Annotated in this window: 9 protein-coding genes; 6 read left to right on the top strand and 3 right to left on the bottom strand. The window is 42.3% G+C overall.

All coding sequences use genetic code 11. The annotated features are described in order from the left end of the window. Positions 1-50 precede the first annotated feature (50 nt). Positions 51-2,471, bottom strand: coding sequence for a hypothetical protein (locus RMY00_RS02485; protein ID WP_322646062.1), 2,421 nt, complete (start codon positions 2,469-2,471; stop codon positions 51-53). A 248-nt stretch (positions 2,472-2,719) separates the two neighbouring features. Between RMY00_RS02485 and RMY00_RS02490 the strand changes: the two genes are divergently transcribed. After that, on the top strand, positions 2,720-4,369 hold the full coding sequence (locus RMY00_RS02490; RefSeq protein WP_322646409.1) for an iron uptake porin: 1,650 nt from the start codon (positions 2,720-2,722) through the stop codon (positions 4,367-4,369). Positions 4,370-4,822: 453 nt separating this feature from the next. Here RMY00_RS02490 and RMY00_RS02495 read toward each other — a convergent pair whose 3' ends face one another. Both RMY00_RS02495 and thrC read right to left on the bottom strand, forming a co-directional pair. Beyond that, positions 4,823-5,098 carry a ubiquitin-like small modifier protein 1 gene (locus RMY00_RS02495; RefSeq protein ID WP_109007243.1) on the bottom strand — a complete coding sequence of 92 codons (276 nt, stop codon included), beginning with the start codon at positions 5,096-5,098 and terminating at the stop codon, positions 4,823-4,825. Positions 5,099-5,175: 77 nt separating this feature from the next. Further along, positions 5,176-6,486 carry a threonine synthase gene (thrC, locus tag RMY00_RS02500; protein WP_322646063.1) on the bottom strand — a complete coding sequence of 437 codons (1,311 nt, stop codon included), beginning with the start codon at positions 6,484-6,486 and terminating at the stop codon, positions 5,176-5,178. Positions 6,487-7,333: 847 nt separating this feature from the next. Here thrC and RMY00_RS02505 point away from each other — a divergent pair. The 5 genes from RMY00_RS02505 (at position 7,334) to RMY00_RS02525 (ending at position 16,416) form a co-directional block, all read left to right on the top strand. After that, positions 7,334-9,871 carry a hypothetical protein gene (locus RMY00_RS02505; RefSeq protein ID WP_322646064.1) on the top strand — a complete coding sequence of 846 codons (2,538 nt, stop codon included), beginning with the start codon at positions 7,334-7,336 and terminating at the stop codon, positions 9,869-9,871. Positions 9,872-10,042: 171 nt separating this feature from the next. After that, complete coding sequence (locus tag RMY00_RS02510; RefSeq protein WP_322646065.1) at positions 10,043-10,606, top strand: hypothetical protein; 564 nt, start codon at positions 10,043-10,045, stop codon at positions 10,604-10,606. Positions 10,607-10,762: 156 nt separating this feature from the next. Beyond that, positions 10,763-12,313 (top strand): hypothetical protein, encoded by a 1,551-nt coding sequence (locus tag RMY00_RS02515; RefSeq protein ID WP_322646066.1) that lies wholly within the window; start codon positions 10,763-10,765, stop codon positions 12,311-12,313. Continuing rightward, a complete protein-coding gene (locus tag RMY00_RS02520; RefSeq protein ID WP_322646067.1) occupies positions 12,310-16,179 on the top strand; it encodes a TonB-dependent receptor in 3,870 nt (1,289 codons plus the stop codon). The genes RMY00_RS02515 and RMY00_RS02520 overlap by 4 nt, the downstream gene beginning before the upstream one ends. A 90-nt stretch (positions 16,180-16,269) precedes the next feature. Next, the gene (locus RMY00_RS02525) at positions 16,270-16,416 is read left to right on the top strand and encodes a hypothetical protein (protein ID WP_322646068.1); all 147 of its coding nucleotides are present in this window, start codon (positions 16,270-16,272) and stop codon (positions 16,414-16,416) included. Positions 16,417-16,433 lie beyond the last annotated feature (17 nt).

The raw sequence follows: 16,433 nt of genomic DNA on the forward strand, positions 1-16,433 counted from the left end.
CCCTCTCTAATCTAGATTTAAGTGAGGGGGGAATTTGAGTAAGGGGCGTGCTATTCAAAGCGCTGATTTTTCTCTGACCAGCGCCTCAAACTGTAGTTATGAGCATTTTCGACTAATAAAGCTAAGGATTGCACCCCTGAAAGCTTGGCGATCGCAGATAGTCTTTGTAAGTCATTTCCTGTAAAATCAGTATAAATAACTTCATTGCGATCAGACAAAATTATAGTTCGGTCACGGCGTTGTTCTGGATTTTCCCCCTGACTTTCAGGTGTAAGTTGATTCAAAGATGCTATTGCGCCTGCTGAAATAGTCAGTATTATTTCTGGTCGAGCATTATTTGTTAAATCAATCACTTGAACCGGCCAATCACCCAACTTTTCCTGCATCTGCTCAAAACTAGGAATAGCACCACCCGGAACTTCATCAAATTGCTGTAAAGATTTCCACAGACTTGACAATATTACCTTCACCCCTTGGGGATTTTGTTGATAGAGTTCTCGTAGAGTGATGGGAGATGGTTGTACCCATTCCAGTGCTGCATTTGTCAAGGCTAAAGGTTTGGGTTGGAGAACATCGTTTTGATTCTCTGGGATTTTTCGACCAGCAGCTAATAGGCGCAAAACTTTACCTCGTAGTTGCACCGCTTTGATAGCGGCTATAGTAATTTGTTGTTCTCCATTTGGCAACCAGACCACAATTTGAATTTCTGGGTCAGAACTAATTCCCAAAGTTTTCCATAAAAATTTGGCGGTGTCAGTTTTGGGTGGGTTGAAATTATCAAAAGGTGAATTTAGCCAGCGTTTACCGTCATAAAATGCACTCACTTCAACCTGATACCAAACTTGATTATCTGTGAGTTTCAAATCTGCTGGGGAATTTGCTTGTAGCCAGTCGGTGTTGGTAACTTGAGTGATTGGTTGGACTGTACCAACAATTTGACTAGGGTAAGTAGAGGATATTTGCGATGTACCCTCAATATTAAGTCTGGCTAACAAACCTTGAATATAAGCAAGATTATCTTTTGTAATTTTTGGTTGCGCCTTTAACCAGGAATTAGCATGTTCTTCTCCCTGCTGAACTTTTAAAATCAAGGCGAACCAAGCTTGCACCTCTAGTCTATCTGGGTTGACCCGTAACGCCGCCACTGTGCGATTCCACAATCGTTTTTTATCAACTTTGAGTAGGGTAGCAATTTCTTGGGCGTTATGTGGCGATGCTTCAAACACCTGTAAAGCTTTCCCCCAACGACCATCAATCAAATCTGCCAGCACTTCTTGACTAGGACTTGCCCAAATTTTCTCGGCTTGGGTTTTAGTAAGTTGAGAATGCAAACGAATCAAATCCATTTGCGCTTGCGCCGCCTCTGACAAAACTCCTTTGTGCTGTTTCTTGATGAATTTTAACCATTCAAAGGCTGGTGTCCACAGTCCACTACGGGCAATTGACAAAGCATTTTGGTATGCAGAATCCTTGAGTGCTGGTGATTCGAGGGTAATTGCCTCCAATTGAATTGGTTTGAGGAATAACTTTAGAGACTTGACTTGGTAAACCTGAAAGTGCGGTTCTAAATCTACAGTTTGATCGAGAACTAACTCCTTTGTACCATCACCAGTTACCTGCCGCCATTTGGGCAACTGTCCATTAGGACTAGTCCAAGACAGCATTTGTAATAAATTCTTGCGTTCTGGATTATAGTAGACGACGTAACCGTAGTGGATTGCAGCAGTTCCTTGTTGGCGTTGACCGTGCAAATCAAACCAAACCCCTGGTGATGGTGTCGCACCTTCAAAGCGTTGCACTTCAGTCAAAGGTAGGGGAATGCTAATATCCTGGAGTTCTGATGTCCCATCAAGCGAAGAAATTACAAAAGATTCATCTGGCCCAGTTACAGGTAATTGAGTTGCTAGATAGTAGTAATTTTCTGACTGAGATTTAAACTCTAACTCTTCTGAGCGTTCATAAACCCTGAGTTCTACCAGTTCTTCACAATCAGATTGACAATTAGCACGCTGCTGAAAAACTGGTAATAAAAAGGAGTTTTTCACATTTTGATTTAAAGGCAGAGTTTCCCCAAATATTTGGTTTTTTCGACTCAAGTCAAGTTGAATTTGTTTGAGAGTTTGGGGGCGTTCGTGATTACCAAGGGGAATTTGTATCCATGCAGGTAAAATTTTATTTAGCCAGCTTACCTGGTCAGGATTGAAGATGAAGAGAACACTAATCCAGGCAAAAGCCATAATTAGACTAGCACTACTGAAGAGAATTGCGTAGGCGTAGCCCACACTTCTCTGCGAGACGCTCCGCGAACGGCTGCGCTCAGTGACCGTCGTAGACATCACTAGCATTGACGACAACCAACTTCCCCGTTTTAGCTTTTTCCGGCGTTTTTTAACGACGCGTTTCACCATACCTGCATGAGGTTTATTTTCTTTAGAGATTTTTGGCGTCAGCTTGCGTGGGCGATTTTGCATAGATTAGGGACTGGGAACTGGGGATTAGGGATTGAGAAAACTCTTTCCTAGTCCCCAATACCTAATACCCTGTTATACTCGTCCTTTCAGAAGTTGCCCAGAAGGATTAAGTCTAATTTGGGACAAAATACGTAAATTTTCCCATGTGAATGCTTGATGATTGCGAATACACTTTTCACTTAAGTATGTGAGCAGAGTGTAAAAAGTTGAAAAATATACTTATTAGCCGCAGTCATCGCAAAACCTGGATGCTCGCATGGTTACTAATTGCGGGAGTAAATGGAGTTGCACAAAAAGCTTTAGCAGAAGAGTATACAGGAACTACTCAGGCGCAGGAGAGTATAAATTTAAATTCTTCTCCCCTCTCCTCAGTAAATCCGATGGCGCAAGTTACATCGGTTTCTCAACTCAAGGATGTACAACCCAACGATTGGGCATTCCAAGCATTACAGTCTTTGGTAGAACGCTATGGTTGTATAGCTGGCTATCCAGATAGCAGCTATCGCGGTAATCGCGCCTTAACTCGGTATGAATTCGCCGCCGGAGTGAATGCTTGTTTAGATAGAGTCAACGAATTAATCACTACTGCCACCAGCGATTTAGTCACCCGCGAAGATTTAGCAATATTACAAAAATTGCAGTCAGAATTTACCCCTGAATTAGCAACTTTGCGCGGTCGTGTCGATAGTTTAGAAGCCAAAACTGCTGAAATCGAAGCCAACCAATTCTCAACAACAACCAAACTCAGTGGACTATTAATAGTTGGTGTTCAAGGACGAACTAGCAATCGTGGTGATGTAAATCCTAGAGATGGACAAAAAGAAACAGATGATGCGGGGACAAATACTAATGTCATATCCCTGGCGCAACTATATTTAACTAGTCAAATCACTCCTCGTAGTTATTTATTTACAGGTCTTTTAGATGGTAAAGGAAAAACTACACCTAGATTTACCAATAGCGTTTCCCGGAATGATGTTTTACTTGGCTACGAATTTCCTACAGATGGCTTAATTGTAAGTGACCTCAATTTTCATTGGCTAGTGACAGATAAATTAGCAGTAATGGTAGGAACAGAAGGCGTAAGTATGCCAGCTGCTTTCCGAGGCCCCAATCGGGTAGAAAGTGCTGCAACAGGGCCGTTGTCTTATTTTGCCCAAAGAAACCCAATTTTAAATATGGGATACGGTCATGGTGGTATAGCTATTGATTGGCAATTTGCTAAACGTGCTAGTTTGCAGGCAATTTATACCAGTTATCAACCAGGAAATCCCGGTAAAGGTAGCGGTTTATTTGATGGAAACACAACTACAGGTGTGCAATTGCTGCTGACACCAACCAATACTCTAGATTTAAGTTTATATTACGTTAACAATTACTCTTCGGATGGTTGTTTGCTAACCTTTGTTGGTGATGAATGCTTAACTACAGTTAATACCACTACCGGAAAATCAGCACCACTGCAAACTAACGCCGTAGGTGCGACTGTAACTTGGCAAATTTCTCCTCGCATTAGCGCAGGTGCATGGGGTGGTTATACTAAATCTTATATTCCTGGGCAATCCGGAAATGTAGAGACGACAAATTATATGGTGTTTCTGAATTTCCCTGATTTATTTGCTAAAGGAAATTTGGGGGGAATTTATGTCGGTCAACCTCCTAAAATTACCAGTAGCAACTTACCTGTAGGGAATAATGTTCCTGATTTTATTAATACTGGTTTAGGACGTGCAGGTGGACAACCAGGGACAACCACTCAAATTGAGGCATTTTATCGTTTTCAGCTAACAGATAACATTAGCATTACACCAGGAATAATTCATATCATGGAGCCTGGTCATACACCAGATAGTGACTCAGTTACCATCGGCATTCTGCGGAGTACTTTTACTTTTTAATTCCGCTTGCACATAAATATTATTGAACTTAAGTATTAACAAATACTCATAGTCAATTCACCACAAGAACCAATGAAATTCCTTTTTCAATCCCCTATACTTAATTTTTTATACACCTGCTGCATTTTAAATAAATATAAAAATAAGGTTTGGTAGTGAACCAAACCTCTATATAAATCCAGTACATAACAACATCCCGAATCAATTTACTCATTATTTATTCATGGGGCATCTTCCTATAGGATGTGTGCAAATATTCTGAAACCTGATATGAAATTATCCTAGTATAGCCGAATACTAAAATAGAAAATCAATCTGCCATAGCCTAGAGGCTATGGCAGATTGATTAGATGTTAAATTCAATAAAATAACTAGAAGGATTTTTACGTTCAAAACTTGTATTAAAGCGATTTTTCCAACTAGCAAGCCAAATAAAAGACGAGATAAATAGTGTTAACCACCAGCGACAGCAGGAACAATACTTACTTCATCCCCATCTTTCAGTGCTGTGTTTATACCATCTAAATAGCGGATATCTTCGCTATCGACGTAAAAATTTACAAACCGACGTAGCTTTCCTTCTTCATCGCACAACCGCGATTTAATCCCAGGAAAGCTTTGTTCTAAAGAGTCTAACAATTCAGCAATCGTGCTACCGCTAGATTCGAGAGTAGCTTGATTATTAGTCAAATTCTGAAGAGTCGTAGGAACTAAAACTGTTACAGCCATAGAAGTACAAAGTCAAAAGTGAGGAGTGAGGAGTGAGGAGTGAGGAGTTAGGAATAAAAAAAACTCATAACTCCTAATTAAACGAGGACTTGTTGCCATTCCAAACGATCCAGAGTACGCGATCGCTCTAGGGCACGTTCAAAACTATCGAGTTTAGCATCAATTGTCAAGGGTTCGCCAACGTAGCCTTGGATTGCTTCTTGAGTTTTCAGACCATTGCCGGTGATGTAAACTACAGTGGTTTCATCTGGATCTATTTTGCCAGCTTCTACCAGTTTTTTCAGCACCGCCACAGTTGTACCGCCAGCCGTTTCTGTGAAGATGCCTTCGGTTTCTGCCAGCAGCTTGATGCCATCAATAATTTCTGCATCATTGACTGATTCAATGTTACCACCAGTTTTCTGAGCTAACTCTAGAGCATAAATGCCGTCTGCTGGATTACCGATCGCTAATGATTTAGCAATTGTATTCGGTTTTACTGGCTTAATAAAGTCGCGTTCTTCTTTGAAGGCTTGGGCGATAGGTGAACAACCTTCAGCTTGAGCGCCACTGAAACGGACGCTCTTGTTTTCTACCAAACCAACTTCGATAAATTCTTGAAACCCTTTATAAATTTTTGTAAATAGTGAACCAGAAGCCAAGGGAGCAACAACATGATCCGGTAGTTCCCAGCCTAGTTGTTCTGCAACTTCAAAACCTAGCGTCTTGGAACCTTCAGAGTAATAAGGACGCAGATTAATATTGACAAAACCCCAACCATGTGTGTTGGCAACTTCTGAACAAAGACGATTCACTTGATCGTAGTTGCCCTTGACAGCCATTAGAGTAGGACTGTAGATTAGGCTACCGATAATTTTACCAGCTTCTAAATCTGCGGGGATGAATACACAGCAGTCTAAACCGGCATGAGCTGCGATCGCAGCTGTAGAATTTGCCAAGTTACCCGTGCTAGCGCAAGAAACGGTAGTGAAACCCAACTCTCGCGCTCTTGATAGTGCAACTGAAACTACCCGATCCTTAAAGCTAAGGGTAGGCATATTAACAGCATCATTTTTTATATAAAGCTTATTTAGACCCAGGCGACGGGCAAGGCGGTGAGAACGAACCAAGGGAGTCATACCCGTTCCCACATCTATAACATTGTCAGTTGCAACAGGCAAAAAGGAACGATAGCGCCAAATTGAATTGGGCCCGGCTTGAATTTTTTCACGAGTGACAGTCAGACGGAGGGCGCTGTAGTCATACTTGACTTCTAAAGGGCCAAAACATAACTCACAAACATTACTGGCTTTGAGTTCATATTCCGCACCACATTCCTTACACTTCAAGGCTTTAAAGTAGGCAGTGCTGGTTTCGTTTTCGGTTTGGGTTTTGATTGCCTGAGTCATAAACTAGCTTTCCCTGTTTGTCTTTCTGCGTTTATCTGTCTGCTGTCGCCTGATAGTAACACGAGCAAAAAGACCAGTCAAACATACCCGACTAAAATTATCGGGTATTCCTAGTATTGAAAAATAGGATTTCTGTAAGATTTTTATATCTGTAATCGTTAGATTTAGTATTTACACATAGATTATACATGTTAAAAAATTAGATAATAGCTCTAAATACTCAGTCTTAATACTGACGAATGATATTATGAAATTGCATCATATCTATGATGAATTTGCATACAATAAAATTACTACCCAATTATGAGTGATCCATATCACTTAAAATAGCCTTCTATTTTTGATTTCAATGGCTCTACCAGGTAGTAAACATAAATGGCAGTAAAAACTAAAAAGCATTGTTATATATAAGCTTTAATCTTTTGAGCGTCTGATGAAATCCCTAAAATTGCTATGTGTGTTGCCAAAATGAAGTTGATTTTTCAGCTTTGATGCACTAATTCATCGCTCAAGAAATTACTTATTTATACGGAAGTCTTTTTTTGCGACAAAAGCTACATTTCTATATACATCGACGATTCAGCAAAACACAGTAGTTAAGTTACCCATATTTGTGATCGCTAGCTTTGATAATCAACGGTAAGCGTAAAACAAGTAGGCAATAACTTTTCTGTCTATTGCCTCAATCTAGTTTTTTAGGAGTAGCCAATAAGTTAACTCCTCAAATAGACATATCCCAAACATTAAGGTTTTGGTTGGTCTAATCGGTAATTCTTTAAGGAATTGCCGAACTTTATCCTGTCTCAAAACCCAAGATACAAGTTCAGCAAATAAACAAACTACTTCTATGGTAAACCGAAAGAAATCTGTCAACAAGCAGCGCCAGCGTTACCAATCTCTAATAGCAACAGCATTGCTAACTAGTAGCCTTTTCCAATTTATTGCACCTGTACTAGCTGACGGTACAGCCGCTGGTCAATCTATCAGTAACACGGCGACAGCAAGCTACGAAGATCCTAATGCACCAGGGACAACTATAAATTCTACCTCTAACACTGTTACCGTGACTGTAGCAGAGGTCGCTGGTATCACTGTCACAGCGTCGGGTGTTACAGATAACAATGGTGGCACTGCTGGAGTTGGTGATTTACTAACCTACACCTACACCCTAACGAACGTAGGTAACGACGCCACCAAATTCCATATTCCCAACCAAGCAACAACAACTGGGCCTGGTACAGTTTCTGGTGTACTTCCTGTTGATAAAAATGGGGCAACACCAGCTAGTGGCACACTGCAATACAGTACTGATGGTGGTACAACTTGGACAAACGTAACAGCCGGTGGTGTAGATACACCGTCAATTCCGGTTAATGGTACTGTGTTGGTGCGTGTGCCAGTGACTGTACAGACTGGCGCTCAATCGAATGACATAATTAAAGTTACCCTTGGTAACACTCCTGGTGATGCTCAAAACCAACTGCGGAGTCCCGATGGTGGTGACGTTTATACTGTAGATAACGCTGACGGAAGTCCTGGAGAAGTTGCTGGCGTGCCAATTAATGGTACACGAGAAGCTAGTATTACCCAGCAAACTCAAGTGGGGAACACTGTTAAAACCGTTGCTCTAGCCACAATACTCAAAACTCGGACAGGCTACAACGCTGGTGTTCCTTCCGTACTCAATGATGATGTGCTGACTTATGGTTTAAGCTTGCGAGTTGAGAGCAACGATGTAACCAATCGGGGGCTAACACCCGCAGCTTTAGGTGGTACAAGTATCAATGTAGATGGTAGTGCAGTTACTCGCATCTTAGTTTCTGATGCACTTCCAGCATCCACAACTCTTAATGGGACTCCAACCGCTCCTCCAGGGTGGATAGTGGTTTACGCTGGCGAAGATCCTGCAACTACAACTGCTGATCAGGCTCTGTGGAAAACTGACAAAACTCAAGTAACAGGCGGTGTAGTTAGACGGGTTGGTTTTATTAACAATCCTAGCTCTATCTCTTCAGTTGCTACTGGAACAACCGTTACAGGCTTTACAGTACAAGTAACGACCACTGGAATCACAGGAACGACAGCGACAGATGTTAACAACATCGCTCAAGTGTTCGGTAAAACTGCTGGTGATCCAACTAGCGCCCTACTCTTCGACGATTCAGGTGACCAAAACCCAGATAATATTGACCCCACAACTGGAGCCTTTCCTACTACACCTGACGCTGGCTATTATGCCACTACTCCCACCAATATTGATACGGGCAATAACAACCAAGGTGCTAATTCTGTTACAGGAAATGTCAACCGTTATACTGTTTCAGTTGCCGCAGCAAACTCAGTTTTAAATGGGCCGAATAATGCACCTGATGCAACTGGGCTAACGGGGAACAACGACGACTTCACTAACAAATCTGCCTTTGTTCCTCCTAACACAGCACCTGGTAGTACACTTGACCCACAATCAGTTGGCTTCACTAACACAATTAAGAACGACGGTACTACCACTAACGACATCACAATAGTGCCAACCGCACCAGCAACTTTCACAGATTTGCCAAATGGTACAAACGTGACTGTTAGCTATAACAATCAATCTGCTGTTTATACCTACAATAGTACTACTGGTGCTTTTACCATAGCAACAGGTAATACACCAATTAAAGTCTCTGGTGTTGTTGCTGGTGCGAGTGTTAATTATGGTTTAGAAGTTGACCTACCAGCTGGTACGAAACTATCAACTGATACCGGTAAGGGCTTCCCAGTACTTGTTACTGCCTTTATTGACACTGACAATAATGGTGTATTGGATAAAACTACTGAAGCCTACAACATCTCCATTGATCGTGTTTACACTGGCTTCTTAAAACTGGTGAAAGTGTCACGAGTTTTACAAGGAACTGGGCCAGTTGTTGGTGCAGGTCAGGGTGATTTTGAGTCTACACCAGCTTACACCAATGCTAATGGCACTGTTATTGATCCGAATTCAGGAGTTGCTGATGTACTTAGAAATCCTGCTCCAGGCAACATTATTGAGTACCAAATTCGGTACACAAATATTTCTGATGCTCAAGCTGGAACTGGTAACGTGATTTTGAATGCTAACAAAGTTGTGATTACTGAAGATGGTACACAAACCCCTAACAACTGGGCGCTAGACAACGACACTAACACTCAAATTGATACTAGCAACATTGTTGGTTCAGCTAAAGATTCTGGGGCTTCAACTATCCAATTCTTCACTGGTGCTCCAGCTACTAATGCTGGCATCGATCAAACTGGAACCACGGTAAACAGTGATGTCACAAAGTATGTAAATACTCCCACCGGACAGATTGCACCTGGTGTTCAAAGAACATTTACCTTCCAACGCAAGGTTAACTAGATAGCTTGATTTCACCCTTGTTTGTAAACAAATAGGGGTGTGATAGCACATCTATGTTTGTAGTTAGCGCTTTAGTCCTAAATCGCTAACTACAAACTGATTATTCCCTAAGAAAAATAGGGAAAGATAAATTAGCAATCGACATTGTGAAAGTTTTTTGAGGTTATTTATATGAAGCGTCTTTCTTTTGCAGGTTTAGGAGCGTTCGCACTCATTGCTACCGTTCCATTTGTCAGTCAAGTGCCGGGAATGGCTTCTCTATGGCATTCTACAAGCGCCATCGCTCAAAATGTCAAACCTCAAGGGCAAATCCAATTGCGCTTAGAGGCAGAAAAGCAAGTAGTGGCACAGGATCAACAAGGTAAGCAAAGTAAGACATGGCAACCTTTAAAAGGTCAAGCTGTGGTGCAACCTGGAGATGTGTTGCGTTATACCTTAATCGGTGAAAACAAAAGCGATCGCCCAGTGAAAAATTTGGTTCTTAATCAACCTATTCCTAAAGGAATGGTGTACGTACTGAAATCAGTTGTTGCCGCTAATGGTACTAAAGTTATTTACAGCATTGATGGCGGGCGCAGCTTTGTCGAAAATCCGACTGTAAAAGTTACTCTTCCTGACGGCAAAGTGGAAACAAAACCAGCACCAGCGAATGTTTACACCCACATCCGTTTGCAAGTTCCGTTAGTTGCAGCAAAGACAACAGTTAAGGCGACTTATCAAACCCAAGTGCGCTGATTCACACCTATACGCATGAGATCCCCCCGCCTGTGGCGACCCCCTTTATAAGGGGGTAAAAAGAATAAAACAGCCCTGCTTTATGAGGAGAATCGGAGGATCTTCGATAGAGAAACAAATGCTTTTATTAACAAAAAAAGTGGCATTCCAGAGGAGATGTGTTCAGTGAGCCGTCTTCAAAGCCAAAACCAAATTACTAATAGCAGTAGCTGGTATCAAAGGTTAACGGCTACTGCTCTTCTAGCAAGTGTTTTGCATACTACTATATCTATACCAGCGATCGCGCAACAGACTAACAATCTGATTGCGTCTGTGCCATTAACAAATCAAGCTACTTATACTTATACAGATTCTACTAGTAATTATAAATATCAAGGAAGTTCTAGTCAGCTTAATGTTAGTCCTAACCCATTAGTTGACCCATTAGGGCGGATTTTAGGTTGCGCTGGACAACTTTTACCTGACTATACAGGTTTTTCAGTTGGAGTATACGAACCTAATCCCAGCGATCCAACAGGGACAGAATTGGGAAATTTAGTTCCTCTAACTCGAACAGAATTACCTGATATTCCTAATAACAACGTTCCTGGTGGTAAATCGCCAAATATCGAGAATAGTAATCCCTACTTTATTACTAATAACCCTGCGGGTGTCTACAATTTCCTCCTCGATCCCAACAAAGGTCAAACTAATCCAGGTAGAAGCTACATTTTTGTAGTCAATCCACCAGCAAATTCCATCCTTAAACAACGACGCATCAAGATAGAAATCATTGCTAGCACTGGCATCGAAGGTAATAATCTTGTGCGGTATGTCGCTACTTCTTTAGATGGTCAGCCAATTAGTATTCTAGGCGAGACAAGGGTCGAGGATACGGTTGTTTTAGTTAACAATGCTGAGACGCAAGCACTGAAGTTATTTGCTTTTGATTTCACCACAAATTTGTGTCAACCCAATCAGGTGCAGATTATCAAAACAGGCGATCGCGCTACTGCTGAACCTGGAGATACAGCGATCTACCGTCTTTCAGTAAAAAATCTCGCTGATGCTGGTTTGAATAATATATTTGTCACCGACACCTTACCTTTAGGATTCCAGTTCTTGCCTAAATCTGTACGGGGAGAGTTGGATGGTCAAGCGATCGCTATCACCTCAGAACACAATGGAAACACGCTGACATTCCGCACAGACGTAACAATTCTTACAGATAAAGTTTTAAATATTGTTTACGCGGCTCAACTAACAGCCGATGCTTTGCGGGGAACTGGTCGTAATAGTGCGATCGTTAATGCTCGCCGAACTGACAACGGTTTTAGCACTAAAGATGGCCCAGCAACTCACCAGTTAAAAATTCGTCCAGGAATCGTTTCTGATTGTGGCACAATTATCGGTCGCGTGTTTGTTGATAAAAACTTTGACGGTGAACAACAGCGTGGTGAGCCTGGAGTCCCAAATGCGGTGATTTTTCTGGAGGATGGAAACCGCATTACAACAGATCCGAATGGTTTGTTTTCATTAGCAAATGCTTTACCAGGAAACCATACCGGTGTACTAGACCTCAGTAGTCTTCCTGGTTATACTCTGGCTCCCAATAACAAATTCCGCGAACGGAATAGCCAATCTCGTCTAGTGCGTTTAGAGCCTGGTGGTTTGGTACGCATGAATTTCGCAGTTACCCCCGCCTTCCAGGAGCCAGTCAAGAAATGAAACCTAGACTGCACCATGTAAATACATTTAACTTAAGGTTGATGGGAGCAATGCCGATAGTAGCTCTCAGCTTTATTTTGTACCCTACAATAGTTAAAGCAGAACCTGTAAGTAAAAACCTCTTTTTCTCTGATTCTCCTTCGCAAATAGATAAGGGTGTTGAAGAAGAGGCAAGGGAGCAGGTGAGACAGCGCGGTCTTGGGGGTTTCCCCCATGAACGACTGCGAACCCGAAGAGGAGCAGGGAGCAGGGGAGAGGCTTTAAATTCTCTTCTTTCTATACAAGAGAAGGGCGCTAAAGGGTTAGGTTCCGCTTTGGTTTTTCCAGATGATGTGAAAAGTTCCAAACAGCTTGCATCTCACAAATTTCTTTCCCCACCAACTACCGATACTTCAATTCTAGATGTTCAGCTAAGTGAAACGCAAATACAACCATTTCAACCAGCAAGTTCCGTAGGCTTACCCAGAGGTTTACGCAAAATAGCAGGAGTAGAGAACGGGCAAGGGGTGAATAAAAACCTGCCTTTGTCTCCCACTCCCGCCATTTCCACAGCAATTAAAATTCTGACTCCGACGGCAGACAGCGTTGTAGATGTACAAGCTACCACGGTCACTGTGCAATTTCCCGTTGGAAGTCAAGTGGAATTGCGGGTGAATGGCGTTTTGGTAGATGCTTCTTTAGTGGGACGGACAGAAAGTGATGCCACCACCAACTTATTAACGCAGACATGGTATGGTGTCTCCTTAAAAGAAGGTAAAAACACCATCTCTGCACAAGTAGTTGGAGGAAAAGAATCCCCTGTAACGGTACAAGTCGCAGTCCGGGGAGCGCCACAGCAACTAACTTTAGAAACTGTTGAGTCTCGTATCCCGGCAGATGGACGTTCCACAGCGACAATTCGGGGTCAACTCATCGATGCAAATGGCAATCGCTCTAATCGTGATGCTGTTGTCACTTTGATACCTACTGCTGGGGAGTTTGTCGAGAAAGACTTTAAACCCGATGAACCCGGATTTCAAGTGGAGGCGAAAGGGGGACAATTTACAGCTAAGTTGCGATCGCAACTCAAGGCCGAAACTGTAAGAATTCGGGCGATCGCTAATAATTTAGAAGCCTTTACCCAACTACAATTTGAAACGGCACTGCGTCCAAGTTTGGTGACAGGGGTAGTGGATTTACGTTTGGGTGCTAGAGGTACAAATTATTACGGCAGTTTCCGTGATTTCCTCCCTCCTGACAAAAACAATGGAACGCAATTAGATTTCCACTCAGCAGTATTTGCCACTGGTGCGATCGGGGAGTGGTTATTTACAGGCGCATACAACAGTTCTCGTAGCCTCAATGAAGATTGCGACTGTAATAATCGTCTGTTTAGAACTTACCAATCTAGTGAGCAAAACTATCCTGTCTATGGCGATAGCTCGAAAGTTGATGTCGTTGCTCCTTCCATTGACAGCGTATATCTGCGTTTGGAGCGCTCTACTGGTATCCCTGGATCTTCACCTGATTATGCCATGTGGGGTGACTACAATACAGAAGAATTTGCGCGGCGATCGCAGCAATTTACTTCTATCACCCGTCAACTCCACGGTTTTAAGGCTAACTACAATTTAGGAAACTTACAAATAACAGGTTTGTATGGCAACCATTTAGAAGGGTTTCAACGGGATACCATTGCTCCTGATGGCACTAGTGGTTATTACTTTCTCTCTCGCAGAATACTACAACCAGGTAGTGAAAATGTCTTTATTGAGTTAGAAGAACTTAATCGTCCTGGGACTGTATTAGAACGAAAACAGCTTAACCGAGGCCCAGACTACGAAATAGACTACGATCGCGGTACTTTATTATTCCGCGAACCTATCCTCCGCACCGATATAGATCAAGTCGGACAAGTATTGGTACGTCGGATTGTTGTTACCTATCAATACGACAGCCAAGATTCTGATAGCAATATCTATGCTGGTCGTTTGCAGTATAACCTTTCTCGTCAGCTGAACTCCGAAAGTTGGATTGGAGCAACTTACGTTCAAGAAAATCACGGAGTGCGTGACTTTCAACTCTACGGTGCAGATGCTCTAATTTCTTTGGGTAATCAAGGTAATTTAATCGCAGAATATGCCCATTCCAATAATGATTCTGATGTTGTGGGAAAGGTTAGCGGTGACGCTTACCGCCTAGAAGCTGAGGGACAGATTACTAACGGGATTCAAGGTCGTGCTTATTATCGCTTTGCTGATACAGGTTTTGCCAATAATGCCACTATCAGCTTTGTCCCAGGACAAACCCGCTATGGAGCGCAGGTTACAGCTAAACTGGCCTCAACCACTAACGTTAGAGTGCAATATGACCACGAAGACAATTTTGGTATTGCTCCTCAACCGCTAGATACTTTTGAAGAACTGTTTACACCGCGTTCTGAAGCGATACCTGGGAGCAAAGTTGATAATTCGCTAACGACGATTTCCGCCGGGATTCAACAACGTTTGGGTAAAGCTACTATTGATCTCGATTGGATTCATCGTCATCGAGAAGACCGCATTCCTGACAGCGCCCTAAGTAGTACTTCTGATCAATTGCGATCGCGTTTTTCTGTTCCCATTGCTAAAAACCTGACTTTCCAAGCCCAAAATGAACTCAGCTTATCTTCTCAAAAAGATACTGTTTACCCAGACCGTACCATTTTAGGGCTGAATTGGGCAGCAATTCCTGGTGTGAATATCAGTCTGGCCCAACAGTTTTACAGTGGTGGTCAATATTCGGGTAATTCCATCACCAGCTTGAGTGTCAACGGTGAACACAAACTCGGATCAGATACTACTTTGACTGGTCGTTACTCAATTTTGGGTGGTGCGAATGAAATGACTACTCAAGGAGCAATTGGTCTAAATAATCGTTGGACTATTGCTCATGGATTGCGGCTGAACTTAGCTTACGAACACGTATTTGGCAACTTCTTCGGACGGACTGGAGCAGGCCAACAATATGCTCAACCCTTCGCTTTTGGTCAATCAGCATCTGCGATCGGATTTGATGGTGGGGATAGTTACAGCGTGGGGCTAGAATACTCTGATAATCCACAGTTTCAAGCCAGCGCCCGTTATGAACATCGTTCTTCTTCTAGTGGTAGCAATACAGTAATTAGCGCAGGTGTTACGGGTAAAATTTCTCCGGCTCTGACAGCTTTAGTACGTTATCAACAAGCTGGTTCTTCCAATCAAAAGCTTTCAGGATTGGGAGATACTGCTAACTTAAAGCTAGGTTTAGCTTACCGCGACCCCAATAGCGATAAATTTAATGCCTTATTGCGTTATGAATATCGGCAAAATCCATCAACTATTCCTGACACCATCCTCTTAGGAAGTGGTACAGGTTCTCAAGACCATACTTTTGCTTTAGAAGCTATTTATGCTCCTAACTGGCGATGGGAATTCTATGGTAAGTATGCCTTGCGTAACAGTACTTCTTACATAGCCAGTGATTTAGCTGGTACTAGCACAGTAAATCTGGCCCAATTACGAGCTACCTATCGTTTGGGATATAGCTGGGATTTGGTAGGTGAGGCTCGTGTAATTAGTCAGCCTAGCTACAGCGAAACAGGGTTTGTTGTCGAAACAGGCTACTATCTCACGCCTAACCTGCGCGTTTCGGCTGGATATGTGTTTGGTAAAGTTGATGATCGGGATTTTTCTGGCACACGTTCTGCGGGAGGTGCATATTTGGGTATAACAGTCAAGCTCAATGAATTGTTTGAAGGGTTTGGACAACAAAAGATTCCGCCACGCCAGCCACAGGAATCTGCAATAAAAACTTTAGTGAATAAACTCAAAGCCGCAACAACGGCGATACAAAAGCGTGAAATATAAAAAGGTTATTGGTAGAGACGTAGCATTGCAACGTCTCTACAAATGGTCAATTTATAGCCAGGATTAATTAAATTTACAATCAAATCTTTATTGAACTATTTAAAAGCGATCGCCACAGTAAATCTGAATATAGATGGTAGATTATCGATAATTTTGGGCAAGCTAAAGACTGAAGATTTATTTGAGGTTAATCAGCCCTCATTGATGATTAAGGTTAAGGTGATCAGCATTTTTTAAAGGCTATTTTATGGTGA

Source organism: Nostoc sp. ChiVER01, from assembly GCF_034531155.1.
Lineage (GTDB): Bacteria > Cyanobacteriota > Cyanobacteriia > Cyanobacteriales > Nostocaceae > Nostoc.